Below are 23,338 nucleotides of genomic sequence, written 5' to 3'. Positions count from 1 at the left end.
AAGCACCCACAAGACTAGTGGTGTATCAAGCCATTAGTTTTGTGGGTGCTTTGCGTTTTTAATACTGAAAACTAGAGAGCGAGTTCTGTGGTCATCGTTTCGATTTGATCGGTGATTGCTTGATCTTTTTCGGGGCGATATTGATCAGCATGGATAAATTGCACATCACTAACACCAATGAAGTTTAAACAATGAACTAGCCAAGGAGTGAGAAAGTCGTAGTCGCTGCCAATTTCCGTACTACCGGACGTAACTACGATAAAAACGCGTTTATTTTCCAACAAACCAATGGGTCCATTTTCCCCATAAGTGAATGTTTCTTTAGAGCGTAATAGCAGATCGATAAACGCTTTAAAGGCAGCGGGCATCGAAAAGTTGTAGATCGGTACACCAATAATCCACACGTCAGATTCTTTGGCGAGCGAGACAATGTTATTTGAAACGGCTAAAGCTGCTTGTTGCTCAGTGGTACGTTGGTCATCGGGCGTGAAATAGCTTTTAATCATGGTGTCTGTCAGAAAAGGGAGACCACCTGAGACATCGAGCGCCTGAGTGGAGATCTTTGTTTTGTTCGACAAACTTTCGATGAACTGTTGAGTGAGTTTTCTACTGTGTGAAGTTTGCGCTCTACCACTTGAATCAATGTGCCACACTTTCATTTTCTTCTCCAATTGCTGCTGATTTAATGCCTGTTTTTATTTAACTACATTTAGTGACCAAAGGTTGGGACCAAGGGAATAATACGGTGTGGATTGATTCCTTCGTGCGAGTAGTAATAATGGCGCATGATGTGTTCAAAATTGGTGGTGTTTCTCACCGCGGTTAATTGATATAACTGTTTCATATAGCGCGATAAATTCGGATAATCGGCGATACGTCTTTGGCTGCACTTGAAGTGGATATAGTAGACAAGATCAAAACGTAGAAGTGTTGGAATCAATCTGATATCGGCTTCAGTGAGTTGATCTCCAACGAGGAAATCTCTGTTTTCCAAACGTTTTTCTAATGTATCCAGTGTAGCGAACAGAGGTTTGACCGCAGAATCATACGCCTCCTGAGTTTTTGCAAACCCACACTGATAAACTCCGTTATTTACGGTTTCGTAAATCGTGTCATTGAGTGAATCAATGTCAGCTTGGTGGTTTTGAGGATAATAATCGTCATGATTACCGGTAAGGTCATTAAAGGCCACATTCAAAATACGAATGATTTCAGAAGATTCATTATTGACGATGGTGTGGGTTTTTTTATCCCATAAGATAGGCACAGTAACACTGGTTGAAATATCGGGTTGCGCTTTTTGATAGACTTCATATAACTGAGCACTATCGAATAAATGGTCTTCGGTTGCACCGTCGATATTCGTATCGAATGATTTCGCAAAGCCCCAGCCTTTATCTAGCATATCGGGGTGCACGACACTGACGCTAATATGTGCTTGTAACTCTTTTAATTCTCGATAAATTAGCACTCGGTGCGCCCATGGGCACGCGTAGCTAACGTACAAATGATAGCGTCCAGAATCCGGTGTGTATGTATGATGATCATTTGAAATAATATCCCGGAACGAGCGTGGTATACGGTCATAAGCACCACTATTGTTACTTGAAATAATGCTGCCTTCGACCCATTGGCCATCTATTAACTTTCCCATATCTTCCCCTTAAATCTTATGTGTAAATGAGGTTATTCGTTGGCGGTTTTATCGCGTGACTTAGGTAAATCATAGAGTTTTACTAAATAAAAAAAAGCCTTATTTTTGGTATTATTTGTGCTAAATTTAGACCATGCATCATATTACAATTGAACAAATCCAATGCCTTAAAGCGTTGGTCGAGGCGGGCAGTTTTTCGATGGCTGCGGAAAAACAAGGCAAAGCTAAGTCTGCTTTGATCTATTCAATTAAACGCCTTGAAGAACAATTGGGTTTTAAAGTGATTGAACGTAGTGGGTATAAAAGCCAACTGACGGCAAAAGGTCGAGACTTCTTAACTAGCTCGAAAACCTTATTGGATGAATACGATCATTTACTGGTGAAGTGCTCACAATTAGAATCCCATATTGAGTCGTGCTTGCGGTTGAGCATTACGGGTATTTATGGCATGGAGGTTGTGCACCCTATCATTGCGAATGCGATGAAAGCCTTCCCTCAAACGCAGATTCAACTGGAGAGAGAAATTTTAAGTGGAGAGCGAATGCTCAATTCCGATAAAGTGGATTTGGCCATTTTTGAAACGATTCGCAATAAAAAAGATCTGGATTACAAACTCATTGATGAAGTGAAAATGGTTTTGACCGTGTCGGGGAATCATCCGTTTCTTGATATTCCAAGAGCAAAGCAATCCATTCGTGATTTATACCCTTATCCGCAAATCATACAGCGCAGTACCATTCCTGAAGATGACTATGGTGTTGGAGTTCACAGTCAATCGTTGCAATGGAAAGTATCTGATACCAATTCTAAGCGTGACATTATTCTGCATGGATTGGGTTGGGGGCGATTACCATTACCACTGATCCAAGAAGATTTAGAGACTGGAAAGTTGGTGGCATTGGATTGGTTAGAAGACGATGATACAACACCGATTTATATCGCGAAAAAGAAAAATCGAATGGAAGGTAAAGTAGCGGAATTTGTCTGGAACTCGTTCTAATCTTTACAGTAAATGAAAATTGAAAAAATTTCGCAAAAACTCAATAAGGTGCTGTTCATCCTTAATAAATTTATGCAATGATGTTGAGAATAATAACTATTAAATATTTATGGAGAAAATGAATGAAAACCCCTAAGTTATGGTCATGGCTAGCGTTAATTGTGAGCATCTTATTCCTTATTGCGGCTGTCTATCCGCTTATGTCAGTAAGAATGGGAAGTATGGGATTTAGAGACGCTACAGGCGTATTGCGCTCGATAATTCAGGTTGGCCTACTTGGAGTTCTTCCCTTCGCTGTATTAGTTCTACTTTTTGCGTTAAAACGTCGTTCAAGTGTTGTGCTTTCTGTGTTAGCGGTTGTGCTGATTGCGATACCACTTGGTACTGCAACTCTCGTTGTACCAAAAGGAATGCCTCTCTTTGCCGGTGAATCTGCAGGTGGACCGCCTCCTGGTGCGGGAAGAACACCGCCGCTAAATGATATTTCGACCGATACACTTAATCCTCCACAGTATGTTGCAGTGGTTTCGATGCGCCCTGAAAAAAGCAATACTTTAGTGTATCCAGAGAATGGACCTAAACTACAAGCACAGTTATTCCCTGATATTGCGCCAATTAAATCCACGCTTTCACCGGCTGATGCTTTTAACCGAGCTGTTGAAGTTGCAGAAAAACTAGGGTGGGAGGTTGTTCATCAAGACAGTGCTTCTGGGACTATCGAAGCAATTGATTCCACACTATTCTTTGGTTTCAAAGATGATGTTGTGATTCGAGTTAGCGGTGATGAGGCCAACTCTAGCATTGTGGATATTCGTTCTCATTCACGAGTAGGACGTGGAGACCAAGGTAAAAATGCCGAACGCGTGAGAACATTTATCTCAACATATTAATTCCTGTTAAGTCGAAATACCCAATGTCGCAGGCAGGCGATGTTGGGTATTTTTTATCGAAATGATGTTATTAAGAACCAAATTTGTTTTGGTTGTACATTGCAATCAATGCCATTAATCGATGTAATCGCAATAAGGAGAGTGTTATGAAATATGAAGACATTCTGTCTTTTTGGTTTGAAGAAACCGAGCCTGCTAAGTGGTGGGTGAAAGATGAAGAATTCGATAACCTGATCCAACATCGATTTCTCGACACATACGAATCAGCATGTCGAGGTGAATTGTTTGAGTGGAGAAAACAGGCATATGGTCGCTTAGCCGAAGTGATCATTTTGGACCAATTTTCTCGGAATATGTTTAGAGATACCCCTCGATCGTTTTCTTCCGACCCGATGGCATTAGTCTTATCGCAGGAGGCTATCGCTGTGAATGCGCATTTGGAGCTGAGTCCAATCGAACGAAGCTTTTTATATATGCCTTACATGCATAGTGAGTCATTGGCGATTCATAACGTTGCCGTTAAGCTTTTTGAAAACAATGGTATTCCATCGAATCTTGAGTTCGAAATTAAGCATAAAGAAATCATCGAACGATTTGGTCGCTATCCTCATCGCAATGAAATACTAGGTCGAATTTCATCTGAGGCTGAAATTGCATTCCTAAATGAACCCGGTTCGTCATTTTAAATCTGATCATGTGACAGATAAGTGAGGTGAAATGAAAAGCGATGAGAGTGGTGATTAACAAGACTTACTTTTAATGTTGTAAACGGAAATACCCACAATCATTTCAAGTTTGATGGCTCCAATTTCGAGGCTACTCACACTATGCCCATTCAAACCTTCAAGCCAATAGTTGCCCTGTGGATCGATATTGATGACTTTTTTGACAATCAATCCATAACGAGGATGGTCAACTTTAACGACTTTGCCAATAGTTATGAGAGAACGGTAAATAAAGTGGTGAAAAATAAGGTAGCTGCCGTCTGGAATACGTGGAGACATACTCAGCCCGGCAACTCTATTAACGCTCAACAAAGGTTAAGCTTCCTTTAAGTCAGGATAAACCACCACTTGTTGAGGTGGGTAAGGGCACGTTGCGCTAAAGGTCTTCACGCCTTTAGTTTCCCAAAAGATTTCTGCAAAGCGGTTCACTTTATCCAGAAGCTCAAGACTCACATCTTTATTAATGGTTTGTTTGGCTTTTGAACTTAGCAACATAATCGAGTGAGTCAACTCATGCAGTTCAGGGAAGGCTTCTAGTTGCGGTGCTTTAATATAGTCACCCCAAATAGTGATGATTTCTTGCTTTACCTTAATTCCATGTTCTTCTTTTTGAGCAATAAGACGTTGGTATTCCGCCAATGTTGGTACATCTAACGTTTTATGAGTTGCTTCGATTTCACCAATGAGGTCGACCATACGGATTATCGTCAGGGCTGCGATTTGTGCGGCGCTAGGATCATAAATTTTGCACGGAATATCACAATGTGCAGAAACCGTAGTGAGTGGTTTCTTATGGTCTAAATACTGAATAATACTATGCAACATTTTTATGCCCCTTTGTTGGTGATTTACGATTTCTGTTTTTGAACGCAAGAAACGCTATGTAACTTGCAAAAACAGTTGGTGCAATCCATAGAGCATGGATTAAAAAGGATGTATTTGAGCTGTGATCGTGACCAGCATGAGCAAAAGCGCTAGATGATGCAGCGTACAGTACAGCGAATGTGCAGGTGTTTTTTATGTTTCTAAGCATTGGTTACCCCTAATTAATGTAGTGTTCGAACACCGACGTTCTCGTATGTGATTACCTGTTTTATAACGTCATTTATAAATTTCGATTCTTCAGGATGATTGTTTGCGAATTCTAGCAAGGGCGGTAAGGTGATTTTTAAAGCAGAACTTGCAGCAAATTTCACTTCTTGTGAGGCACTTGGATCATTTGAAAGTGTTAACATTCGGCGAAACGGAATCATTAGAGCATCTCGGGTAAGTTCAGTTAACTCTTGGCGTTCGTAAGTTGCCGCTATGTTGTGATAGCCACATACCCATCCTTGAATTAACTGCTGAATATTTACCATTTCACTACGAGAAGACTTCTCTAGAAGAGCAATTGCTCTCTGATAGTGACTTAATGCTCTTGTCCATTTTTGATGATCAAATAGACGGTTACCTTCTACCATCAAGGCCTGCCATGTCTCCATAATGATTCCTGCTAATCATTAATGTAAATAATAATGAGAATGATTATCGTTATTGCTTCAGGGGTTGTAAAGTACTTTCTTAAGCATAAGCTTCGTATGACGCACCAAATAACCGATTAGGGATAACATATTTAAAATGTGAAGGAGAAAAATCAGGAGAATGATCTCGTAAAAGCCACAAGAGAAATGTTACCTTTATCAATAGGTTTGCCCTGTTTTGAGTTCACGTTAAATCGTGTATTTCATAGTGTGTGAATGCTAGGACTCAACTGGGTTGGTATGTCTTGGAGATAAGTAATGAAATTAGCAATAATTACGGGCGGCTCTCGAGGGTTAGGAAAGGCACTTGTTGGACAATATGCAGAGAGCTTTGGGTGGGAGGTTATTGAATTATCTCGTTCTGGTACAACTGAGCATAATGTTTATTGCAATCTGGCGAATGTTGAATCCGTTGATGCATTAAGTCACACTTTATTTTTGGAACTGGCGGCTCGATCGTGGGATGAAATTGTGTACATCAACAATGCCGGTGACTTAAACCCTATAACCTCGATTGGGAATCTAAAATCGAGTGATATCAGAAGTAATATTACCGTTAATCAAATTTCCTCCCTGACTCTCATTTCTGTGTTTATGGCTGTTTTTCGGAATTATTCAGGACGTAAAACCATCATCAATCTGTCATCTGGTGCCGCGCGTAAAGGTTATGCTGGGTGGTCTCTATATTGTGCATCAAAAGCAGCGTGCGATAACTTTATCAATGCCGCAGCCGTTGAGGAAGAGTCTAAAGAATTTCCTTTTATTGCGGTGAACTACGATCCGAATGTGATGGATACGAATATGCAGGCAACGATTCGTGATTCTGATGTATCTCACTTTCCTGATAAAGAGCGATTTATTGATTTCAAGGAGAGTGGAAAGCTTCGCACGCCAGAGTCCGTTGCATCTGACCTGATTAAAAAAATAGCTGCTGGTATGGTGAACCACACTCGTTATTCTGTGGAGTAAAATTTTAAAGACTTGATGGTTTTCTTGTTCATTATGAGAGTAAAAAACTCTGATTACTCGGAAAGGAGAGTAAAATGAATCAGCATGAAAAATTGAATTATGTTGAATTTCCTGCTCGTAATATTGAAGCGACGAAACGGTTCTTTTCGTCCGTATTTAGTTGGGAGTTTGTGGACTACGGTACAGAATACACAGCATTTTCAAATCAAGGATTAGATGGCGGTTTTTTTAAGGCGGAAGTTTGTAATCAAACGGATGTTGGTGGTGCGCTGCTTGTTTTTTATAGCTCAAATATCGAGATGACATTGAGTAAGGTTATCGAACATGGAGGGAAGATAACTCGCCCTATTTTTGAGTTTCCGGGAGGTTGTCGTTTCCATTTTAATGAGCCAAGTGGCAATGAATTTGCTGTATGGTCGGAATCTCAAGAACGGGCAGACTAATACCGATATTAAACGTAATGGCTAATAGAACGAACGCTTTTTAAACGAGGATCGGCTTTTGAGCGACGTTCATAAAGAACACGAGACGATTTTTTAGTTCTTCGTTCTGTGCGAAAACGACGTTCAGCATGATACACACCTTCAACGAGAACAGTATCAGTGATATAAGGCAATGCGATCTTTCTATTCATTCCAGCTATCTCAGGTAATAATCTTAGACTTAAGAATAGAAAGTATAATTGAGAGCTATGGAATGCTCTATGTTGAAAAACGTTAATTAACCCTAGTCTAAAAAGTGAGACGGTGCTCTCTGAGCTGAGTAAAAATTGAAATAGCAAGGAAGACGAATGCTCGCCGTTTGTTGTTTTTGTTAGATTGAAAATAGTGGAAATAATGTTGATATCACGGCATTAATTCGTTAATTCATGTATATTCTATCGTTATAAAAGTAGGCATTGAGTAGTATTGCTATGTTCTATGTCTAGTTTGGTACTGTTCATTCTGTTTCGTTACTACGTAAAAGGTTATCAATCGTTATGTTTTCACAATTAAAGCCCCGTCCCGCTGACCCAATTTTAGGACTTTCCGTTAAATTTGCCACCGACACTAATCCGAAAAAAATCGATTTAGGTGCCGGAATCTATAAAGATGAAGCGGGTAATACACCTGTTTTAACTTGTGTTAAAGAGGCGGAACAGTTCCGCGTTGATAACGAAAGTACCAAAAAATATATCAACTCGATGGGCTCTGGATTGTTTAATGAGAAAATCACCGAGTTAATGTTAGGTGAACATCGCGTTATTAATGAAAATCGTATTCGTACTCTTTCTACTCCAGGTGGAACTGGCGCACTTCGCACTGCGGGTGAGTTCATCAATAGCTGTCAACCGGGCGCGACGATTTGGGTAAGTAACCCGACTTGGGCAAATCATACAGGTGTATTTACCGCAGCTGGCCTTAAGGTAAAAACCTACCCATATTATGATTATGAAAATAAATGTCTTGATTTTGAAGGCATGATTGAAGCGTTGAAGCAGATTCCTAAAGAAGATGCGGTATTATTTCACGCATGCTGCCACAACCCAAGTGGCATGGATTTAAACAATGAACAGTGGTTACAAGTTGCTGCTCTTACAAAAGATATTGGCTTTACTCCAGTATTGGATATGGCTTATCAAGGTTTCGGTACAGGGTTAGAAGAAGATGCTTATGGCTTACGCCTGATGGCGGATGTTGTTGATCGCATGATTATCTGTGGTTCATGTTCTAAAAACTTTGGTTTGTATCGTGAGCGTATTGGTGCTTGTTCTGTAATTAGTGCATCTGCAATTGAGAGCGAAATTGTTGGTTCAATTTTACCTGCAATTGTAAGAGTGAATTATTCTATGCCTCCTGCACATGGTGCAGCAATTGTTGAAACGGTATTGAATTCAAGCGAATTGACACAGCAATGGCATTTCGAATTAGCTGAAATGCGCAATCGTATTAACGGAATGCGTGAGCTGTTAGTCGATAAACTGGTTGAGAACGGTGTGACTCAAGACTTCAGCTTTATCACTCGTCAGAATGGGATGTTCTCTTTCCTTGGTATCGATAAAGATCAAGTTCAGAGACTGCAAACAGAATCGAGCATTTATATTGTAGGTTCGAGTCGTATCTCGATTGCAGGTATTTCTCCAAGCAATGTTGATTATCTTGCACAATCTATTGCGAAAGTACTTTAACAGTATTTTGCTTTAACTCCATATAGTGAAAGCCCCACCATCATTGATGGTGGGGCTTTTTTATGGGTTACTTACACTTAAGTTTGAACTTGGCGCTAGAGGGTGAATTACACGATTTTACTGGCGGTAACGATAATGCCGTCAGTATCAGCATATAAGTACTCTCCTTGATTAAAATCGACGCCACCAAATGAAAGCGTGATACTTCTTTCGCAATCAGTTACGGGAATGGACTTTCGAGAACAAGTGCCGAGAGCATAAAGGGCGACAGGGATATCTTTGATTTGAAAGGTGTCACGAACGTAACCATTAATCACGATCCCCGCGTAGTTATTGTTGTGCGCGAACTTCATGAGATTCTCACCCACTACGGCGTAGTACTCTTTGTCGACATCAACTACTACGACCTTTCCGGTGCCATCTTCATCCCGCAATAAAGAAATAAGACCAGAATTATTTTTATCCAATTTGATGGTGACAATTTCGCCTTGGCATTTGTCGATTCCGCCATAATTTTTATAGTTGCCTTCAACAACAAAAGTACTTTCACTGTTCTCATCACAGATGTCCGCGGTAAAAAATGTCATCACTGTTTCCTTTTCTAAGTTAGGTTCGCCGAGAATGATTTATTTATGATATATGCCCTAAGCAAGCGAGTATCGACTGTTGCTCGGTCAAGAATATTGGTAATATTAACACATATAAATTAACCATATAAACGTAAAGGGCACGTAGAGCGATGAAGGTAGTAACAGGCGTCGTGGGTAACGACATTCACGTAGTAGCCAATCGATTGATTGATCTTTCGTTACGAGCTCGAGGTTATGAAGTGTTTAACCTTGGTGTAAATACGTATTTGGAAGAGTTTTTTGATGCCGCAGTAGAAACGGGCGCCGAAGTATTGTTGATTTCTTCCCTCAATGGTGAAGCGGAAGGTTGGGGTCGCGAAGTCAAAGCGATCAAATCGAAATACAAAAATATAGACGATCTGATCATGATGATCGGAGGCAACCTTGTGGTGGGTACGGGCAATGCTGAAGATATTGTCCCGCGCTATAAAAATTATGGATTTGATATCGTGTGTCATCAAATCGACTTAAACACAGGGATTGATATGTTAGAAGATTTGATTGAAGAGAGAAATAAATAATGAGTCTTTTGCAGGAAGAACGAGAAATCATTCTTAGTAACGAATTTGTAGATTCTTTTGATTTTGCAGAAGTGAAGGAATTCATTACTGGTGCCAGTAAAGATCTGTTTATCTCGCACCATTTTAAAACCAAAGCGAAAAACAAAATGCTGGTTCAGCCGCGTGGTGGCTTTCCGACGTATAAAAAGCAATTTGAATTGAGCGAATTCTTTGTGAATTCAAATGTGGATGTGTTGCCACTGACTGTCGATTCAAATACTCGTTTGAATGATTACGCAACCGCAAGCAAGATGCTGCGCCTTAGTGAAGAAAACGACGTTGATATGCTTAACGGGTATCCATTGATCAATCATGGCTATCGTACCACCCGAAAAATGGTGACACATTTCAACAGGCCAGTGAGTTTACGTCACGGTACACCAGATGCACGTTTGTTGATTGAAACAGCGTTAGCGTCAGGTATCTTTGATATTGAAGGCGGTCCGATCACCTATCTATTGCCTTATTCTAAAAATTTCCCACTGGATAAAGCGTTCCTTTATTGGAAATATGTTGAGCGTATTTGTGCGAACTATTCAGAGCTTAATGAGCCGATTAACCGTGAATCATTTGGTCCACTAACGGCTACCTTGGTTCCACCGTCGATTACCATTGTTATTCAGTTGCTGGAAATGATGTTGTCACTACAAGAAGGTGTTAAGTCGTTCTCGGTATCGTTTGCTCAGCAAGGGTCTATGATGCAAGACATCGTGACTGCCGAAGTGCTGAAAAAACTTGCTCGATACTACGCAGAACAGATTAACTGTGGTGATGCAGCGATTCACTTAGTTTATCACCAGTGGATGGGGGCATTCCCAACCAATAAAAATTTCGCAGAGCAGTTAATTAATACCTCTACGGTTATTGCTGCAATGGTTGGCGCAGATAAAATTATTACTAAGACGCGTGAAGAAGCGTCAGGCATTCCAACTAAGGAAGCGAACGCTAAAACGGTAGCAAACACTCAATACACATTAGGGATGCTTCACGGTTTACCTTCTTATGTAGATCCAGAAGAAGAAGAGATTCTAACGCTAGAAGTTAAAGCCATTATGGAAGCGGTATTTAATGATCCTGCGGATACATTATGGCGAAAGGTGTTTAACTCCATTAAGAACGGAACGGTTGATGTGCCATTCTCACCACATATTATTAATCACAATAATATGATTACTATCCGTGATGCGCAGAAGAACATTCGTATTATTGATCGTGGCAATGTGCCGATCCCAGACCGTTGTTATGCGTATGAAAAAGCCCAATGTGATTTAACCAAAGATACCACCAGTATCGTCAATGACATCGTTCACGATATAGGAATTATGCAATGAGTAATAAACCCGAGAACCGCGAAAAACTGTTTATCGATGTAGGAAGCACGTATTTCAAGGTGAGTTCACCGGAAAAGATCGAACAGCATTTTCGAAACTTTAATAAGTCGATTTTAGATGACTTAATGTATAAGTGTGGCGCAACAATCGATCGTTTTGCCAAAGAGGATGTGCATATTTGTTCGTCTGCTAACGGTGGGTTAAGTACCTTAATCATTGGTGTCACAAATTCGTTTTCTTTAAAATATGCCACTAATATCGCATTTAACTCTGGTATCAATATCATCGATACCGTGTTGCTGCAGAATATTGAAGAGTATTCCATTCCGAGTGACTTGATTGATGTTGTGATCATTGTTGGTGGCATTGACTCACACAGTAATATTTTTGATGAAAGCTTGTACAACTACGTTGAGCAGTTGAACTATTCGAATATTGTGTACGTTGGTACTGAGAAGGACGTGCCGTCTATTCAAGCAAACATTAAAAATATCGAAATACTTCCTAATGTTATCGATGAGCGTCTACATATTGTAGAAGAGTACTTGAAGACTTACCTGACCAACCTTTATCAGCAAGATATTGAAGGTAAAGAGGACATCAAGGATTTATACGAGAAAACCGCTAACCAAATTTTCTCGACCCCTTATATCGTTAATCAGGCATTGCCATTAATCGACAGTAAGTTTAGCGTCGCAAACCCATTTATTCTGCTTGATATTGGTGGAGCAACGACGGATGTGCATTACTCCAAAGACTTGGTTGATGAAAATATCGTAACGGAAAATGAGTTCGATCGTTTGGTATTTAAGAAGCTGGGTGTGTATAAATCTCGCCAATCTCTGATCTTTGCGGCAAAAAATAACGAGTTTGTTTACGAGTTATTGATGCATCTGAAAGTGACGGAAAACGTTTTTAACGAGAATGACGAACGAACCAACAAGATTCTGATGCAGTTAGCGATCTTTTTGGTGCTATGCAAGATGTCTTATTATCGTAAAGCCTACATTAATCTCAAACTGCAATCGATAAATTCGATAGTGTTTACAGGCGGGATTACGAAAGTGCTGTCGGTTGCTGAAGTGGAAGACATTATTGTGTTTTTCTATAAGAAGATTTTGAATTCCGATCATAAGCCAACTGCAATTCTTGATAGTAATTACGATATTTGGACTCTTGGAGCGAAGGAGAAAAACATATGTCGATAAATACGGTACGAGCACTGCTTGAAGATGCGGCAAAGAGTCATGGTGACAAAAACGCCTTAGTTCTTAATGAAAAAAGCATGACATATAGTGAGTTACTCACTCGAGTTAATCAAGTCGCTTTCTATTTGAGTGAATTGAATCTCCCTAGTGGGGCAAGAATCGGTATTTACTCAGATAAGTGCTTGGAACAAGTTGTGGCAACGCTCGCTATCTTATCGACCGATTGCATTCTAGTCCCGCTCACTAAAATGCTCGTACCTGAGCAAGTTGAGTACATCATTAAAGATTGCGATATTCAGTGTGTGATTACCGATAAGCTTAAGTTAGAAAATCTGGTTGAGATTAATTTCGAAGGTCATGTCATTGCTTATGAACCCGTCGAGCAAGACATACCTTGTTTCGAAGAGATTTATAAGTATTACAACAAGCCTTATCAGTGTCAGGTAAACAGTTACGATAATGCAGTCATCACCTATTCATTTGGTTTAACAGGCAAACCGAAAGGTATCGTGATTTCTCACCGCAACTTGACTGATTCAGCAGCTGTTGTGTCGCAATATTTGGGTCTACAGGAAGATGACGTTATTTCAGGATTGCTGATCTTCAACCTCGACTATGGCTTGAATCAGATATTTTGTGCATTGTTCAAGAAAGCGACGCTAGCCTTGCATCGCTTTATTTTACCTACGGACTTCTTCAATCATCTTATCGATGACAAAGTGACGGTTTTGGCGTTGATGCCAGTGCACATTTCAGAGATATTTGATGAAGATTTAAATCGCACTCCGAGTGCTGATTTGTTCGATAACTTGCGCATAATTACGTCTTCCGGCGGCAATGTTTCAGCGAAGATGATTAATTACTGCAAACGTACATTCACGCAAGCGAACTTCTTTTCGATGCATGGTTTGACCGAAGCATTTCGTTCTACCTATCTCGATCCTTCTCAAATTCAAATTCGCCCTGACTCTATCGGTAAAGCGATTCCTGATGTTGAGTTATATGTGGTGAATGAAGAGGGTAAAGAGTGCCAACCAAGAGAAGTAGGGGAACTGATTCATCGTGGTGGCTATATTTATCGTGGTTATTGGAATGCGCCAGAACAAAGTGCAGAGCGTTTCAAATCGGTTCAAATATTAAAAGATGTTATTAATATTGAAGGCCAACTGACCGACGAATTGGTTGTGGCAACCGGTGACTATGTCTACAAAGATGAAGAAGGTTACCTGTACTTTGTCTGCCGTCATGATGACATGATCAAGACCCGAGGTTTCCGTGTCTCTCCTGTAGAGGTTGAATCTGTTGTGGCGAAAAACTTACCTCAGATTACCCAATGTGCGGTATTTGGTGTCAGCAATGAGCAGATAGAAGAAGAGATCGTGTTAGTTTATTCTGCGGCGAGTGAAATCAGTGATAAAGAAATTTTATTTGAGCTTAAAAAACACCTCGCATCGTATATGATTCCTGCCCGTGTTATCTATAAGCGCTCGCTGCCATTAATGCAGAGTGACAAGCTTAGCGTTAATAAAGATGCTTTAAAGAAAGAACTATCAGCAGGTTAGTATTACGCCATTGATGAGCGCTCTTTAAAGAGACCAAATATTTCACTAGAAAAGTGAGTATTTGGTCTTTTTTGTTGATTGCCTACCTTTGGCATTTTCATTCGATCATATTAGGAGTGTGACATGGCAGATCCCCACATTAAATCGCCAATGGACTGGCTTGACTATACAACGATCGTTATATATCGATTGGGTTTCACTTTAGTAGGACCTATGGTTATTGCGTTAGGTTGGCAGCTTCCTATTCCCGCTGAGCCATTGCTGTTTCTATGTGGTGCAATGTGTGCTTCTTCGTTACACATTTATATGAAAAATTTTCGCCTATTGTTGCAGTTCGCGACTTGGGTCGGGCTTGTTTGTTTTATTCTTGGCGCACCAATGTTTGGACTTGGTGGGATTTTTATTACCTTAGGTGGCTTGTGCTACAAAGAGTATTTTTGTTTTCAAATCCCAGGGCTACGTTTACAACCGATTCTAGTCGCCTTACTTTGGTTTGGGATTGCGTGTGATTGGGAATTGGTTGCCAAGGTTAGTGCATCGCTGTCGGGATTGTTATTTTTGATTGTCACCATCGCAAAATGGCGCATGCCGTTACACTTTGATATGGGTGATAAGACTCGTTACGAGATATAACGACTTATCGAATACTTTAAGAGGTTTGAAGATGTCAGGTATTACCGATTTAGATCAACTGCTGCAAACAATGAGTCCGAAGCTATTGGATCAGGAATTTGTGTTTTGTACGGTAGATAAAAAATTAAGCGAATGTGTAGGGTTGAACCCTATCGCGACTTTTATTGAATCAGAAGGATTAACGTTAGTTCTTGAAAAGTCAGAAGCTGAAAAGGCGAAATTATCTTTTGAAGGCGCATTTCGCCAACTTACATTAACGGTTCATTCGAGTTTAGAAGCGGTAGGGCTTACCGCCGCTGTTGCAACCAAGCTTGCGTCGAACGGGATAAGCGCAAATGTGATAGCGGCGTATTATCACGACCACATCTTTGTGCCGGTGGCTGATGCGACATTGGCTCTGGCGGCATTGAAAGAATTTAACGAATAAATCAGAAGTTGTAATATTAATATAATTCAATTGTTTAACTAGGAGTTAGTATGAAAATCAGAGCGGATGTTGGTACGCTAGATATTTTAGGACATTTAATTATTTGGTTTATATTAACGGTGATAACCGCCGGAATCGCGCTGTTCTTTTATCCGTATTCATTCTCGAAGTTTATTTTAAACCGTTCAGAGTTTGTTGATGATCAGGGCAGAGCAACAAAGATGACCTGTAACATTAATATGTTTGGTAATATTGGTCATATTATTTTGTGGATGATCATTTCCATTCTCACCCTAGGTTTAGGGTATGCCTTTTATTTTTATAAGGTATGGAATTATGCGTTAAATAATACTGAATCGAATTAAATCAAGTTACGACCTTTAGCTTGTCTTCCTATCTTTACCCTTAGAGAAACCTAAATGACTCACGCGCAACCCGGCACAAAGAAAGTGTTTACATTGGCTTGGCCAATTGCCATGAATGCAATTTTACTTCAATTGATATTGGTGATTGATACGGTCATGGTAACACCGTTGGGTGAAGAAGCCTTATCGGCGATGGGGCTTGCCGCGAGTATTGGCGGTATCATATTAGGGCTTCTGTTTGCGTTTTCGAATGGTAGTCAACTGATATTAGCTCAAGCATTTGGCGCACGTAAATCATTGGCTGTTAGTCGTGGATTCCGTTCTGGCCGAATGGTAAACGGTATTATCTCTGCTATGGGTATAGCGTTTATTTTTACACTAGCTGAGCCATTGATTCACTCGATTGCCGATACGGATGCGATGGCTGATATGGCGTATGACTACCTGAGGGTATTCTCGGTGGTCACTATTGGAGTGGCGCTATGTCAAAACATCACGGTGTATTTCAACGCAATCGGAAATAGTCGAATTCCATTTTACGCGAACATTGTTGAGTTACCGGTCAATGTGATTACGAGTCTTGTTCTGATATATGGCTTCTTAGGGTTCCCAGAAATGGGATTGACCGGTGCCGCACTAGGCACCGTGGTGGCAGTATCGTGTCGGACGCTGTTTCTTACTCTGTTCTATCTTAGAAATCAGCCTCAGGATGGCGGTAGTAATGAGGTCAATTCTGAACAATTAACCTTTGCTGACATCAAATACCATTTGAAATATACAACTCCGATCGCGGGAACGTTCATAAGTGGCGTTTTGGCCAGTAGTCTTTGTATGCTGATCTATGCAAAGCTTGGTGTGAACCAATTTGCCGCGTTAACACTTATTGCACCTTGGATAAAGGTGGCGGGGCACTTATCAACAGCGTGGGCACAAGCAACCAGTATTATTGTTGGCCAATTGCTGGGTAATAAATCTTGGGATATTCTCGACCGATTTATTAGTAAAGCGTGGACGGTATCGTTCTATATTAGCATCGTGATGTCCATTGCCTATTTGAGTATGTTTTATCTCTTTGAATTAATGTACCCAGAACTGCAGTCAGAGACATTGGAGACATTGTGGTTGTTTATGCCTATTCTTGTCGCTTTGCCTTATATCCGAGCATCAAATACGTTTTGTGGTAATGTGTTACGTGCAGGTGGCGATGCCAAGCATGTATTCAAAATACATGCGCTTACGCAATGGTTTATCATTGTCCCATTGTCAGCATTATTTGTTCTGTATTGGGATTTGAGTGCAGTTTGGGTATTTGGATTGATGTTACTGGAAGAGTTAATTAAAGGTGTACCGTTTCATATACGTATGCACGGAGGAAAGTGGAAGCGCAGTTTGGTGTGATGGGTTGGGTTGGATTTAAATAATCCGCCGAAAGTTGTATCGGCGGATGGCGATGATATCGACTCTCTATTGTTTTTTACCCATAAGATCTTGAATCAACTCTTCATTTAAAATGCCTTCATTATTGACATTAAAACTGACAAACCCTTTGGGATCGATAGTCGTTGTAAGTAGATATTTAATATCATCATTCATATGCTGGCTTAGGTAAGCAAACAGCTTATAGGTTTCAACCAAGTTCACGTTTGCCTCGATGGTAACGGGCGTTTCGCTATACGCTATTAGTTGTGGTATCTGATTAGATACACCCGTAAAAATTTTCTGATTGGCAATGTTAAGCTGCATGTTCACCCCGTTAATCTCAAAATCTTGGGCATTGGGGTTTAATACCGATAATTCTATCGCAAAACGAGGAGAGAGCCCGGTCATACTTACTGGCTCTATGTTGATTAGATCGACCTCCAAATCTTGTAGTTTCAATACGTTGGTACATCCGCTGAGTAAGACAATTGTGGCAATTACCAGTGATTTCCATACAAACATTTGTTCACCTTAGACAGTAAATATTACGATTGAATTCAAGGTTTATAATAAACATATTCATCGATTAACGCACTCTTTGGTTGTCTGGATAAAGAAAAGCTAATTTTTTCAGCAAATTTTTGTTACTGTTTGAATGTAATAACTAAAGGATGAGAATATGTTACCGTCGAAGAAAATTTATTATATCTATGATCCAATGTGCTCATGGTGTTGGGGCTATAAACCTGTATGGAATGAGATTGAACGCAAGCTCGGAAATGACGTGCAAGTGATTTACGTTCTCGGTGGGTTGGCTCCAGATACCGATGAGCCAATGCCTGAAGAAATGCAGCGGCAAATTGCGTCTTATTGGAAGAAGATCGAGAATTTTCTAGGGACAGAGTTTAACTACGAATTTTGGGAAAAGAACACACCTCGTCGTTCGACGTATCCTTCTTGTCGCGCAACGTTAGCTGCTCGTATGCAGGGTGCTGAAAAGCAAATGCTAGAAGCCATTCAACATGCTTACTATCTACATGCGCAGAATCCAAGTGATAACGATATTCTCATTGGCTTGGCTGAAAATATCGGCTTGGATACAACAAAATTCAAAGAAGACTTCACTTCGCCACAAGTGCATCAAGCATTATTGGAAGAGATTAATTTTTCTCGTATGTTGGGTGGTAATGGATTCCCATCTGTTTGCATGGAGTCTTCAGAGAAGATTTATAATATACCTGTCGATTATCAAAATCCGCAAGCAACCGTCGATGCGATCCGAAGCATTGCATAACTTTCTTCCAATGTAACTCCTAGCTATGTCAATCCGATAATTGAACTAGTTCAAAGCGATTTGATTGACATAGTTACTGCCGCCTAATTATAGTGAACCCATCACGTTAAGCACCTTAGTGAATAAGTAGAATTCGTGAAATATTACATGTGAATTTCCGTATTCAATTCATCTAACGACACAGTCTGGGTTTTATTATGTCGAGTCAGTCTTTTGGAAAAGTCGTACTTTTAATTGGGAAAGTGGCTTGTGGCAAAACCACATTTGCTCGAAAAATGGAGCGCGAAGAGGGCGCAGTTTTTCTTTCTATTGATGAAATGCACCTTGATCTATTCGGTCCTCAACCCACCCGTGACCAGATCGACAGTACGTATTCAGGTTGCCGAGATTACCAACAACGTTTAGCGACAACCTTGGTCAAAAACGGGGTAGATGTGTATTTAGATTGGGGCTTTTGGGAGTGTTCAACTCGCCAAGACATTTCTGATTTTTATAAAGAGTTAGGTATTGAGGTACGCCAATATTATTTTGATATCCCTTTAGATATTCGTCTCGAGAGAAATCAAAAGAGAAATCAGGGCAGTGACCAACACTCGTTTAAAATTGAAGAGAAAGATGTGGCCTTTTTCGATGAATTTTTTGAAGAGCCCGATGCAAGCGAGTGCGATCGAATTTTCAAACTTTAACTCAGAGCTTCCCTATTTAAATCTTCAATTTATCAGGACGTTAAGCGGCAATGTATACAGATAAAAAACTGTGCAAAGTACGGACTATTACTACCTTTATTTCATTGAACAAACGCAAAGAACAATGGGATGCTCAAATAAATGAAGCTTCTTTATTTTGTTTAAACTTGGCTGAACAATTTCACCATGCTGGATATGAGGTTCAGTCTATCAGGATTGTGACCAATCCATTCGGAGAGTACCTCGATACCACATCGCTTGAAACGGCACAAAGTGATTTGACGTATCTAAGCGACATACTTAATGCCTCTAATGACTCCAAACTTAGAATTCGTTTTGCAATTGGAGAGGCGAGAACAGAGCATGAACTTGAATTATTGCCAGAATTAGTTCGCGAATTCGGGGATTTATGTAATGTTTGCGTCAATGTTGGTCTAGATGAATTTGGTGTGCTAGACAACCGCCTGATTCAACACTCTGTTAGTGCAATGCAACGAATCAGTGAAATAACTCCAAGAGGAGAAGGTAATTTTAATTTCACGGTTAACTTTAATTGTCAGCCTCTGATTCCTTATTTTCCCGCGAGTTATCATCACTCAGGGCTCGGTAATAAATTTGTTATTGGGCTAGAAACACCAGATCTGTTGGTCAACGTGCTTAAAACGTACAATCTTGCTCATCAAGTACAAGATCATAACAGTCAGTTCAAAGGCTATTTTGATGTGATGAGTGAAGCTTTGCAATTTCACATCGGCGAAGTTCATCAATTGATTCAAAGCGCCTCGTTTGAAAAACCGTATTCATTTGCGGGTTTTGACAGCTCAGCAGCACCATCGAAGTACTGCTCAAGTATGGCCGATATCTACACTCAGTTAGGTGTCGAATATTTTGGCGCGTCTGGGACAGTAGAAGCTTCTTCATTGTTAACCAAGGTATTTAAGTCGATTCAAGGGGTTGATTTGGTGGGATTCTCTGGGCTGATGCTGGCCTTGACGGAAGACACAGGGCTTGCGAAAGGGAGTAATAATGCCGATTTCGATATTCGCTCATTGCTGGCTTATAGCGCAGTGTGCGGCATCGGACTCGATACAGTGCCGATACCAGGAAATACGCCGCATAACAAAATTGCCGCATTAATGAGAGATACCGGGACGATGGCTTATCGCTTAAACAAGCCGCTTACGGTTCGTTTATTTCCAGTTCCAGGATTGGAAGCGGGGGATATCACCGAATTTGAAAGTGATGATCTGTGCAATTGTACGGTGCTTGCCGTGCCCTGATCGTAAAGCTTAGAAAAATCAGACAAACGAATTAACGTAGATTGGAATTGAGATGAACATTGAACTAAAAATTGCAACAAAGGCGCATATCGACGATGTGTTGGAGCTTCACTATCGCTATCAAGTGGATTCGATCAGTGAAGAAGATAAATCGGATGGGTTTATTACCACGGCATTTACGAAAGAGCACCTAACCAATTTGATAGAGAATGAAAGAGGTCTATTTATCGCTGTTGCAGACAATAAAGTCGTCGCGTATGCCATGGCAGCATCGTGGAGTTTTTGGTCTCAATGGCCGATGTTTCAATACATGATCGCGAACTTAGACGATTCTACTCATTCGGAACACGTCATCACTGAAGACAACTCGTATCAATACGGACCAGTGTGTGTTGATAAAAGTGTAAGAGGCTCTGGCGTGTTTGAGAAAGTTTTCCATTTCTCTTTGGCAGAGATGTCGAAGCGTTATCCGATCATGGTAACCTTCATCAATAAGATCAACCCAAGGTCATACGAGGCTCACACCAAGAAAACCCCGCTGAATGTGATTAAGCACTTTGAGTTTAATAATAATCACTATTACAAATTGGCATGTGAAACGAGTCAGTAAAAAATTCGGCAATTCGCATTGGTTATCAATACGAATTGCCGTTAATTGCCAAAGAAAAGCTCTATCTTAAACCACTTCCAAGTTAAAAAATCTTTGGAATCACCTTGAATGGATAATCTGCAGGCGTGTAGGTTTGGTTCACTTCTCGCTTAGGTAGTTTGACTTTATCAGTATCAATTTTCTTATAGTCAATATGATCGAGTAGGTGACTAATAATATTCAACCGCGCACGCTTTTTGTCATTTGAGTCGACAACGTACCAAGGCGCCCAAGGTACATCAGAGCGAGCAAACATTTCGTCTCGAGCCTTGGTGTAATCATCCCAGCGGTCAAAAGATTTCATGTCCATTGGTGACAACTTCCAAATCTTTCTCGGATCATCTATGCGGTCATTTAAGCGGCGGGCTTGCTCTTCGGGGTCAACCTCAAGCCAATATTTTATTAATATAATGCCAGCATCGACCATCATTTTTTCGATGGTGGGAACAACGTCTAAGAAGCGGTCAGTTTCTTCTTCGGTACAAAAATTCATTACACGTTCAACGCCAGCTCGGTTATACCAACTGCGGTCGAAAATCACGATTTCACCGGCCGATGGGAAATGTTGAATATAGCGTTGCATATATAACTGGGATTTTTCTTTGTCAGTGGGAGCAGGTAGGGCAACGACACGAAAGACACGTGGACTGACACGCTCTGTAATTGCTTTTATTGATCCCCCTTTCCCAGCACCATCTCGGCCTTCAAAGACGACACAAATTTTTAGCCCTTTCTCAACAACCCACTGTTGCAACTTAACCAGCTCACCATGAAGTATTCGAAGCTCCGGCTCATATTCTTTATTCTTCATTCTTCTTGAGACAGTGTCCGTTGCGCTATTTTTGTTTTTTCCCATTGAATTCTCCAAGTGAGCGAATAGAAATTGGCCGAATGAATAAACTGATAACCTATATTAGCGGCAATCTGCTATAGGGGGAATGACCGATAAGGGTTTCTATTGGTTGAATTGGTTCGTCACTTTATATTTGTGTCATATATGAAACGCGATAAATGAGACCGCGTGAAATTATGGTAATGGAAGTGCCAACTATGTCATTCTAACAGCTCAAAATTTTGATGTGGCTGGGCGTTAGAACGCTGATTCGCACTAACCTTTGCCTTGAGTGGCGCAAGAGGAAAAAATGAAAAGAAAACTATTAATCGTCATCATCTGTATCTTAAGTGCCATTACCTATTATCAAGAGAATTTTGGCTCTGGTAAAAGTCAAAATAAGTCGGCGAATAGTGCTCAGGTTAAAATAGATGCATCGAGTTCAGATCAGCTTATTGAGAGCGCGTTCAAGAATCAGCAAAGTGATGTTCAAGTTAGTGGTGTCGGTACTGTTGTTAAACTATTAGCCGACGATTTAAAAGGCAGCCGTCACCAAAAGTTCATTTTAAAGCTGGCATCTGGAAGGCAGCTTTTGTTTGCTCATAATATCGATCTAGCACCAAGAATTGATGCACTTAAACAGGGCGATCAGCTGGAGTTCGCAGGTGAATATGAGTGGAATGATAAAGGTGGCGTTGTTCACTGGACCCATCATGACCCAAGGGGTAAACATGAAGGTGGTTGGCTCCGACATAATGGGAAAACCTACGAGTAATTTAGATAGATCAATGCAATAGATTGATTGTGTAACCTCTAACACACTTAGGTTGGTGAGCTTGGTATTGTGATCACCTAAATGACTGAATTTTTTCGCCGAAGGCGATATTAGGTTTTCGATGAATAATGTGACGAATAGAAATTTGTTTCTAGTAAAAGAGCATGTTGGCATATTTAAAGCGGCAAATAACTTTGATATTTATGATCCTGAAACGGGTGAAATAATTATGGAATGTCGTGAACCGACATTAGGGTTCATAACGAAGCTGGCGCGGTTTACCGACTATAAGCGAATGACGCCATTTGATGTACAAATCAGAACACCCGACAATGAAAGAGTGGTACGTGTACAGCGTGGGATGTCGATTTTTCTTTCAAAAGTTGAAGTTAGAGATCACGACAATAACTTGATTGGTGGATTTGCTCAAAAGTTCTTCTCGATTGGCGGTAAATTTGATGTCTATGATAAGAATGAACAGGTTATCTGTACGCTGGCCGGAAGTTGGACTGGTTGGAACTTCTCTTTCGAGCATGAAGGGAAAAAATACGCTCATGTTTCAAAAAAATGGTCAGGGGTGGGAAAAGAGATGTTTACCAGCGCTGATAACTATATGCTCGAAATTTCAGAGGATGTTCCAGAAAATGATGATATTAGAAAGCTAATCTTGGCTGCGGTTATGTGCATCGACATGGTATTAAAAGAATAGATAAATGCGCTTCTATGACAGTTAGAATGTAAATTAGTGATCGTTAATGAATCA

29 protein-coding genes are annotated in these 23,338 nt (G+C 40.4%); 20 read left to right on the top strand and 9 right to left on the bottom strand.

From position 1 onward, the window contains the following. Positions 1-71: 71 nt before the first annotated feature. Positions 72-659: an FMN-dependent NADH-azoreductase gene (locus ACXJY6_RS05070; RefSeq protein WP_458767611.1), complete on the bottom strand. Its 588-nt coding sequence runs from the start codon at positions 657-659 to the stop codon at positions 72-74. A gap of 50 nt (positions 660-709) precedes the next feature. Continuing rightward, positions 710-1,654, bottom strand: coding sequence for a glutathione S-transferase family protein (locus tag ACXJY6_RS05065; RefSeq protein ID WP_458767610.1), 945 nt, complete (start codon positions 1,652-1,654; stop codon positions 710-712). Between the two features lie 133 nt (positions 1,655-1,787). Here ACXJY6_RS05065 and ACXJY6_RS05060 point away from each other — a divergent pair, with 133 nt between their 5' ends. The 3 genes from ACXJY6_RS05060 (at position 1,788) to ACXJY6_RS05050 (ending at position 4,230) form a co-directional block, all read left to right on the top strand. Continuing rightward, positions 1,788-2,654, top strand: a complete 867-nt coding sequence (locus ACXJY6_RS05060) for a LysR family transcriptional regulator (protein WP_456050970.1) — start codon at positions 1,788-1,790, stop codon at positions 2,652-2,654. Between the two features lie 122 nt (positions 2,655-2,776). Further along, on the top strand, positions 2,777-3,544 hold the full coding sequence (locus ACXJY6_RS05055) for a DUF1499 domain-containing protein (protein ID WP_458767609.1): 768 nt from the start codon (positions 2,777-2,779) through the stop codon (positions 3,542-3,544). 146 nt (positions 3,545-3,690) lie between these two features. After that, positions 3,691-4,230 (top strand): DUF924 family protein, encoded by a 540-nt coding sequence (locus ACXJY6_RS05050; protein ID WP_458767608.1) that lies wholly within the window; start codon positions 3,691-3,693, stop codon positions 4,228-4,230. 54 nt (positions 4,231-4,284) lie between these two features. Here ACXJY6_RS05050 and ACXJY6_RS05045 read toward each other — a convergent pair whose 3' ends face one another. From ACXJY6_RS05045 to ACXJY6_RS05035, 3 genes are all read right to left on the bottom strand, one after another. Beyond that, on the bottom strand, positions 4,285-4,578 hold the full coding sequence (locus ACXJY6_RS05045; protein ID WP_456050978.1) for a S24/S26 family peptidase: 294 nt from the start codon (positions 4,576-4,578) through the stop codon (positions 4,285-4,287). A 6-nt stretch (positions 4,579-4,584) separates the two neighbouring features. Continuing rightward, positions 4,585-5,094, bottom strand: coding sequence for a superoxide dismutase, Ni (gene sodN / locus ACXJY6_RS05040; protein ID WP_456050979.1), 510 nt, complete (start codon positions 5,092-5,094; stop codon positions 4,585-4,587). Positions 5,095-5,315: 221 nt separating this feature from the next. Beyond that, entirely contained in the window at positions 5,316-5,750 is a 435-nt protein-coding gene (locus ACXJY6_RS05035; RefSeq protein WP_456050980.1) for a DUF2753 family protein, read from the bottom strand. Positions 5,751-6,047: 297 nt separating this feature from the next. Between ACXJY6_RS05035 and ACXJY6_RS05030 the strand changes: the two genes are divergently transcribed. Next, a complete protein-coding gene (locus ACXJY6_RS05030; protein ID WP_456050981.1) occupies positions 6,048-6,758 on the top strand; it encodes an SDR family NAD(P)-dependent oxidoreductase in 711 nt (236 codons plus the stop codon). 74 nt (positions 6,759-6,832) lie between these two features. Continuing rightward, entirely contained in the window at positions 6,833-7,201 is a 369-nt protein-coding gene (locus tag ACXJY6_RS05025) for a VOC family protein (protein WP_458767607.1), read from the top strand. Positions 7,202-7,209: 8 nt separating this feature from the next. On the opposite strand, the gene ACXJY6_RS05020 is transcribed toward ACXJY6_RS05025, so the two are convergent. Next, a complete protein-coding gene (locus ACXJY6_RS05020; RefSeq protein WP_458767606.1) occupies positions 7,210-7,392 on the bottom strand; it encodes a hypothetical protein in 183 nt (60 codons plus the stop codon). Between the two features lie 345 nt (positions 7,393-7,737). On the opposite strand from ACXJY6_RS05020, the gene ACXJY6_RS05015 reads away from it, so the two are divergent. Continuing rightward, entirely contained in the window at positions 7,738-8,925 is a 1,188-nt protein-coding gene (locus ACXJY6_RS05015; RefSeq protein WP_456050984.1) for an amino acid aminotransferase, read from the top strand. A 107-nt stretch (positions 8,926-9,032) separates the two neighbouring features. Here the strand turns inward: ACXJY6_RS05015 and ACXJY6_RS05010 are convergent, their stop codons facing one another. After that, positions 9,033-9,512: an RraA family protein gene (locus ACXJY6_RS05010; RefSeq protein WP_458767605.1), complete on the bottom strand. Its 480-nt coding sequence runs from the start codon at positions 9,510-9,512 to the stop codon at positions 9,033-9,035. A gap of 152 nt (positions 9,513-9,664) precedes the next feature. Between ACXJY6_RS05010 and glmS the strand changes: the two genes are divergently transcribed. The 8 genes from glmS to ACXJY6_RS04970 all read left to right on the top strand — a co-directional run bounded on the left by glmS (position 9,665) and on the right by ACXJY6_RS04970 (position 17,038). Further along, on the top strand, positions 9,665-10,075 hold the full coding sequence (glmS, locus tag ACXJY6_RS05005; RefSeq protein ID WP_456050986.1) for a methylaspartate mutase subunit S: 411 nt from the start codon (positions 9,665-9,667) through the stop codon (positions 10,073-10,075). Beyond that, positions 10,075-11,445, top strand: coding sequence for a hypothetical protein (locus tag ACXJY6_RS05000; RefSeq protein ID WP_458767604.1), 1,371 nt, complete (start codon positions 10,075-10,077; stop codon positions 11,443-11,445). Before glmS ends, ACXJY6_RS05000 begins: the two co-directional genes overlap by 1 nt. Further along, positions 11,442-12,653 (top strand): glutamate mutase L, encoded by a 1,212-nt coding sequence (locus tag ACXJY6_RS04995; protein ID WP_458767603.1) that lies wholly within the window; start codon positions 11,442-11,444, stop codon positions 12,651-12,653. The genes ACXJY6_RS05000 and ACXJY6_RS04995 overlap by 4 nt, the downstream gene beginning before the upstream one ends. Next, positions 12,644-14,215, top strand: coding sequence for an AMP-binding protein (locus ACXJY6_RS04990; protein ID WP_456050989.1), 1,572 nt, complete (start codon positions 12,644-12,646; stop codon positions 14,213-14,215). Before ACXJY6_RS04995 ends, ACXJY6_RS04990 begins: the two co-directional genes overlap by 10 nt. A 123-nt stretch (positions 14,216-14,338) precedes the next feature. Continuing rightward, on the top strand, positions 14,339-14,848 hold the full coding sequence (locus tag ACXJY6_RS04985) for a DUF2301 domain-containing membrane protein (RefSeq protein ID WP_458767602.1): 510 nt from the start codon (positions 14,339-14,341) through the stop codon (positions 14,846-14,848). A 31-nt stretch (positions 14,849-14,879) separates the two neighbouring features. Beyond that, complete coding sequence (locus ACXJY6_RS04980) at positions 14,880-15,275, top strand: ACT domain-containing protein (RefSeq protein WP_458767601.1); 396 nt, start codon at positions 14,880-14,882, stop codon at positions 15,273-15,275. 50 nt (positions 15,276-15,325) lie between these two features. Next, positions 15,326-15,640, top strand: a complete 315-nt coding sequence (locus ACXJY6_RS04975) for a DUF6693 family protein (protein ID WP_456050992.1) — start codon at positions 15,326-15,328, stop codon at positions 15,638-15,640. Positions 15,641-15,694: 54 nt separating this feature from the next. After that, on the top strand, positions 15,695-17,038 hold the full coding sequence (locus ACXJY6_RS04970; RefSeq protein ID WP_456050993.1) for an MATE family efflux transporter: 1,344 nt from the start codon (positions 15,695-15,697) through the stop codon (positions 17,036-17,038). Positions 17,039-17,104: 66 nt separating this feature from the next. Here the strand turns inward: ACXJY6_RS04970 and ACXJY6_RS04965 are convergent, their stop codons facing one another. Continuing rightward, the gene (locus tag ACXJY6_RS04965; RefSeq protein WP_458767600.1) at positions 17,105-17,581 is read right to left on the bottom strand and encodes an LEA/WHy family protein; all 477 of its coding nucleotides are present in this window, start codon (positions 17,579-17,581) and stop codon (positions 17,105-17,107) included. A gap of 157 nt (positions 17,582-17,738) precedes the next feature. On the opposite strand from ACXJY6_RS04965, the gene ACXJY6_RS04960 reads away from it, so the two are divergent. The 4 genes from ACXJY6_RS04960 (at position 17,739) to ACXJY6_RS04945 (ending at position 20,929) form a co-directional block, all read left to right on the top strand. Continuing rightward, a complete protein-coding gene (locus ACXJY6_RS04960; protein ID WP_458767599.1) occupies positions 17,739-18,353 on the top strand; it encodes a DsbA family protein in 615 nt (204 codons plus the stop codon). Positions 18,354-18,550: 197 nt separating this feature from the next. Then, on the top strand, positions 18,551-19,039 hold the full coding sequence (locus ACXJY6_RS04955) for a P-loop nucleotide/nucleoside kinase family protein (protein WP_456050996.1): 489 nt from the start codon (positions 18,551-18,553) through the stop codon (positions 19,037-19,039). A 50-nt stretch (positions 19,040-19,089) separates the two neighbouring features. Further along, a complete protein-coding gene (locus tag ACXJY6_RS04950) occupies positions 19,090-20,319 on the top strand; it encodes a DUF711 family protein (RefSeq protein ID WP_458767598.1) in 1,230 nt (409 codons plus the stop codon). Between the two features lie 52 nt (positions 20,320-20,371). Then, positions 20,372-20,929, top strand: a complete 558-nt coding sequence (locus ACXJY6_RS04945) for a GNAT family N-acetyltransferase (RefSeq protein ID WP_458767597.1) — start codon at positions 20,372-20,374, stop codon at positions 20,927-20,929. An 82-nt stretch (positions 20,930-21,011) separates the two neighbouring features. On the opposite strand, the gene ppk2 is transcribed toward ACXJY6_RS04945, so the two are convergent. Continuing rightward, the gene (gene ppk2 / locus ACXJY6_RS04940) at positions 21,012-21,824 is read right to left on the bottom strand and encodes a polyphosphate kinase 2 (RefSeq protein WP_458767596.1); all 813 of its coding nucleotides are present in this window, start codon (positions 21,822-21,824) and stop codon (positions 21,012-21,014) included. Positions 21,825-22,227: 403 nt separating this feature from the next. Here ppk2 and ACXJY6_RS04935 point away from each other — a divergent pair, with 403 nt between their 5' ends. Continuing rightward, a complete protein-coding gene (locus ACXJY6_RS04935) occupies positions 22,228-22,575 on the top strand; it encodes a DUF3465 domain-containing protein (RefSeq protein WP_458767701.1) in 348 nt (115 codons plus the stop codon). A gap of 121 nt (positions 22,576-22,696) precedes the next feature. After that, a complete protein-coding gene (locus ACXJY6_RS04930; protein WP_458767595.1) occupies positions 22,697-23,284 on the top strand; it encodes an LURP-one-related family protein in 588 nt (195 codons plus the stop codon). Positions 23,285-23,338 lie beyond the last annotated feature (54 nt).

The sequence above is a fragment of the Vibrio phycocola genome (assembly GCF_054404255.1).
The sequence above is the reverse complement of the archived record's forward strand: the minus strand, read 5'-3'. Positions and strand labels throughout refer to the sequence as shown.

What these genes read in the sequence shown, in the direction of transcription:
- ACXJY6_RS05070 (WP_458767611.1), bottom strand. Translation starts at nt 659, where the DNA reads ATGAAAGTGTGGCACATTGATTCAAGTGGTAGAGCGCAAACTTCACAC.
- ACXJY6_RS05065 (WP_458767610.1), bottom strand. Translation starts at nt 1,654, where the DNA reads ATGGGAAAGTTAATAGATGGCCAATGGGTCGAAGGCAGCATTATTTCA.
- ACXJY6_RS05060 (WP_456050970.1), top strand. Translation starts at nt 1,788, where the DNA reads ATGCATCATATTACAATTGAACAAATCCAATGCCTTAAAGCGTTGGTC.
- ACXJY6_RS05055 (WP_458767609.1), top strand. Translation starts at nt 2,777, where the DNA reads ATGAAAACCCCTAAGTTATGGTCATGGCTAGCGTTAATTGTGAGCATC.
- ACXJY6_RS05050 (WP_458767608.1), top strand. Translation starts at nt 3,691, where the DNA reads ATGAAATATGAAGACATTCTGTCTTTTTGGTTTGAAGAAACCGAGCCT.
- sodN (WP_456050979.1), bottom strand. Translation starts at nt 5,094, where the DNA reads ATGTTGCATAGTATTATTCAGTATTTAGACCATAAGAAACCACTCACT.
- ACXJY6_RS05035 (WP_456050980.1), bottom strand. Translation starts at nt 5,750, where the DNA reads ATGGAGACATGGCAGGCCTTGATGGTAGAAGGTAACCGTCTATTTGAT.
- ACXJY6_RS05030 (WP_456050981.1), top strand. Translation starts at nt 6,048, where the DNA reads ATGAAATTAGCAATAATTACGGGCGGCTCTCGAGGGTTAGGAAAGGCA.
- ACXJY6_RS05025 (WP_458767607.1), top strand. Translation starts at nt 6,833, where the DNA reads ATGAATCAGCATGAAAAATTGAATTATGTTGAATTTCCTGCTCGTAAT.
- ACXJY6_RS05020 (WP_458767606.1), bottom strand. Translation starts at nt 7,392, where the DNA reads ATGAATAGAAAGATCGCATTGCCTTATATCACTGATACTGTTCTCGTT.
- ACXJY6_RS05015 (WP_456050984.1), top strand. Translation starts at nt 7,738, where the DNA reads ATGTTTTCACAATTAAAGCCCCGTCCCGCTGACCCAATTTTAGGACTT.
- ACXJY6_RS05010 (WP_458767605.1), bottom strand. Translation starts at nt 9,512, where the DNA reads ATGACATTTTTTACCGCGGACATCTGTGATGAGAACAGTGAAAGTACT.
- glmS (WP_456050986.1), top strand. Translation starts at nt 9,665, where the DNA reads ATGAAGGTAGTAACAGGCGTCGTGGGTAACGACATTCACGTAGTAGCC.
- ACXJY6_RS05000 (WP_458767604.1), top strand. Translation starts at nt 10,075, where the DNA reads ATGAGTCTTTTGCAGGAAGAACGAGAAATCATTCTTAGTAACGAATTT.
- ACXJY6_RS04995 (WP_458767603.1), top strand. Translation starts at nt 11,442, where the DNA reads ATGAGTAATAAACCCGAGAACCGCGAAAAACTGTTTATCGATGTAGGA.
- ACXJY6_RS04990 (WP_456050989.1), top strand. Translation starts at nt 12,644, where the DNA reads ATGTCGATAAATACGGTACGAGCACTGCTTGAAGATGCGGCAAAGAGT.
- ACXJY6_RS04985 (WP_458767602.1), top strand. Translation starts at nt 14,339, where the DNA reads ATGGCAGATCCCCACATTAAATCGCCAATGGACTGGCTTGACTATACA.
- ACXJY6_RS04980 (WP_458767601.1), top strand. Translation starts at nt 14,880, where the DNA reads ATGTCAGGTATTACCGATTTAGATCAACTGCTGCAAACAATGAGTCCG.
- ACXJY6_RS04975 (WP_456050992.1), top strand. Translation starts at nt 15,326, where the DNA reads ATGAAAATCAGAGCGGATGTTGGTACGCTAGATATTTTAGGACATTTA.
- ACXJY6_RS04970 (WP_456050993.1), top strand. Translation starts at nt 15,695, where the DNA reads ATGACTCACGCGCAACCCGGCACAAAGAAAGTGTTTACATTGGCTTGG.
- ACXJY6_RS04965 (WP_458767600.1), bottom strand. Translation starts at nt 17,581, where the DNA reads ATGTTTGTATGGAAATCACTGGTAATTGCCACAATTGTCTTACTCAGC.
- ACXJY6_RS04960 (WP_458767599.1), top strand. Translation starts at nt 17,739, where the DNA reads ATGTTACCGTCGAAGAAAATTTATTATATCTATGATCCAATGTGCTCA.
- ACXJY6_RS04955 (WP_456050996.1), top strand. Translation starts at nt 18,551, where the DNA reads ATGTCGAGTCAGTCTTTTGGAAAAGTCGTACTTTTAATTGGGAAAGTG.
- ACXJY6_RS04950 (WP_458767598.1), top strand. Translation starts at nt 19,090, where the DNA reads ATGTATACAGATAAAAAACTGTGCAAAGTACGGACTATTACTACCTTT.
- ACXJY6_RS04945 (WP_458767597.1), top strand. Translation starts at nt 20,372, where the DNA reads ATGAACATTGAACTAAAAATTGCAACAAAGGCGCATATCGACGATGTG.
- ppk2 (WP_458767596.1), bottom strand. Translation starts at nt 21,824, where the DNA reads ATGGGAAAAAACAAAAATAGCGCAACGGACACTGTCTCAAGAAGAATG.
- ACXJY6_RS04930 (WP_458767595.1), top strand. Translation starts at nt 22,697, where the DNA reads ATGAATAATGTGACGAATAGAAATTTGTTTCTAGTAAAAGAGCATGTT.